This window comes from Mesorhizobium sp. M2A.F.Ca.ET.042.01.1.1 (assembly GCF_003997405.1).
GTDB lineage: Bacteria > Pseudomonadota > Alphaproteobacteria > Rhizobiales > Rhizobiaceae > Mesorhizobium.
Genome location: NZ_RZRX01000475.1, coordinates 1 through 2,338, shown reverse-complemented (window position 1 = coordinate 2,338; position 2,338 = coordinate 1). Strand labels below are relative to the sequence as shown.

At 66.9% G+C, this 2,338-nt stretch carries 3 protein-coding genes; 2 read left to right on the top strand and 1 reads right to left on the bottom strand.

The window, feature by feature from the left end; genetic code table 11:
• Window positions 1-1,303 (top strand): leucyl aminopeptidase (locus tag EOA23_RS33880; protein ID WP_127307249.1); only part of this gene is annotated, 1,303 nt, incomplete at its 5' end.
• A gap of 3 nt (window positions 1,304-1,306) precedes the next feature.
• A complete protein-coding gene (locus EOA23_RS33875; protein WP_126061831.1) occupies window positions 1,307-1,756 on the top strand; it encodes a DNA polymerase III subunit chi in 450 nt (149 codons plus the stop codon).
• Here EOA23_RS33875 and EOA23_RS33870 read toward each other — a convergent pair.
• On the bottom strand, window positions 1,753-2,338 hold a 586-nt coding region (locus tag EOA23_RS33870; protein ID WP_189341817.1), incomplete at its 5' end, for a substrate-binding domain-containing protein. The genes EOA23_RS33875 and EOA23_RS33870 overlap by 4 nt on opposite strands.

Genomic DNA, 2,338 nt, shown 5'->3' with positions numbered 1-2,338 from the left:
AACGTCCGTCGACCGGCTGGTGGCGATCGGCGCCGGCAAGGTGTCGGCCCTCGACGACAATGCCTGGCTGAAGCTCGGCGGCGCTGTCGCCGCTTCGCTGCGCAAGGCGACTGAGGTGGCTGTCATTCTCGATCTGCCGGACTTGCAGGCCGACGGCCGCCAGGCGGCGAGCCTCGCCGCCGGCATTCTGCTGCGCAGCTACGCCTTCGACAAGTACAAGACCAGGAAGGACAAGGACGACGGCCAATCCGACGCGAAGCCGGCGAAGCCCGCCAAGGTCACGATCCAATGCGCCGATCCGGCTGCCGCGAAGAAGGCCTTTGCCGGCGAGGAAGCCGTGGTCGACGGCGTGCTGCTGGCGCGCGACCTCGTCAACGAGCCGGCCAATGCGCTGGGGCCTGTCGACTTCGCCGAGCGCGTCAAGGCGCTGGAGGCGCTCGGCGTCGAGGTCGAGATCCTCGCCGAAAAGGAGATGAAGAAGCTCGGCATGGGCTCGCTGCTCGGCGTGGCGCAAGGCTCGCCGCGCGGCGCCCGCCTGGTGGTGATGCGCTGGAGCGGCGGCAAGGCCAAGGACGTGCCGCTGGCCTTCATCGGCAAGGGCGTCACCTTCGACACCGGCGGCAATTCGATGAAGCCGGCCTCCGGCATGGAGGACATGAAGGGCGACATGGGCGGTGCGGCCGCCGTCACCGGGCTGATCCATGCGCTCGCCGCGCGCAAGGCCAAGGCCAATGTGGTCGGCGTCATCGGCCTGGTCGAGAACGCCGTCGACGGCCATGCCCAGCGCCCGGGCGACATTGTCACCTCGATGTCGGGCCAGACAATCGAGGTGCTCAACACCGACGCCGAAGGCCGCCTCGTGCTGGCCGACGCGCTCTGGTACACCAACGACCGCTTCAAGCCGAAATTCATGATCAATCTGGCGACGCTGACCGGCGCCATCATGGTGGCGCTCGGGCAGCATTATGCCGGCCTGTTCTCCAACAACGACGAGTTGGCGGGCAGGCTCTTCGGCGCCGGCAAATCGTCGCAGGAGCGGCTCTGGCGCATGCCGCTCGGCCCCGAATACGACAAGCTGATCGATTCCAAGAATGCCGACATGAAGAACATCGGCGGCCGCTACGGCGGCGCCATCATCGCGGCGCAATTCCTGCAGCGTTTCGTCAAGGACACGCCCTGGGCGCATCTCGACATCGCCGGCACCGCGATGGGCGCGCCGTCGAGCGAGATCAACCAGTCCTGGGGCTCGGGCTTCGGCGTCAGGCTGCTCGATAGGCTTGTGCGCGATCACTACGAAGGGTAGGGGATGGCCGACATCCTGTTCTACCATTTGACCGAATCGACGCTCGAGGAGGCGCTGCCCGGCCTGCTCGAGCGCAGCGTCGAGCGCGGCTGGCGCGCGGTGGTGCAGACCGGCACGGAAGAGCGGCGCGACGCGCTCGACCAGCATCTGTGGACTTTCCGCGACGATTCCTTCCTGGCGCATGCCACCGACCGCGAGGCCTATCCGGCCGAGCAGCCGGTCCTGCTCACCACGGGCGAGGGAAACCAGAACGCCGCGCAGATCCGCTTCCTGGTCGACGGCGCGACGCCGCCGGAGCTTTCCGGCTACGAACGCGCCGTCTTCCTCTTCGATGGCCATGACGCGGCACAGCTCGAAGCCGCACGCGGCCATTGGAAGACGATGAAGGAAGCCGGCCACGCCGTAACCTACTGGCAGCAGACGCCGGATCGGCGCTGGGAGCGGAAGGCTTAGCCCGAAAGCTTGGGACTGTCCTCAAGGTGTCGCCACAGCGCCTCGGCCACGGGCCCATGCGGCTTGTCGCGTCGCCGAACCGCGGCCACGGTCTCGGTGCGGCCGGGAATATGCTTGCCGGCGATCGAGATCAGCCGTCCGTCGCGCAACTCATCCTCGATCAGCCACTCCGGCAAATGGCCCCAGGCGAGCCCGTGCAGGATCAGCTCCTTCTTCATCATATGGTCGGGCACCGAACAGGAATGCGCGCCGTCGATGACGAAGAAGTTTTCAGATGAGGGACGCCGCGCCGTGTCGCGGATCACGCATTGGGTGAAGGGTCGCATCGCTTCGGGCGTGACGTCGGCCCCGGTCTCGAAAGGGAGGAAGCCCGGCGCCACCACCGGCACGAAAGCGACTTCGCGCAGATCGATCCGTTCGAGATGCGGGTCGGATGGGTTGGCCCGATGGAAAACGAGATCGGCCTCGCCATCCATCAGCCGCTCCACCGGCCCGCTGATCGCTTCATAGTCGAGATGCAGGCGGGTGCGCGGCTGTTCGGCGAAGAACCGACCGAGCATGCTGAATATTCCGGGTCTCGGG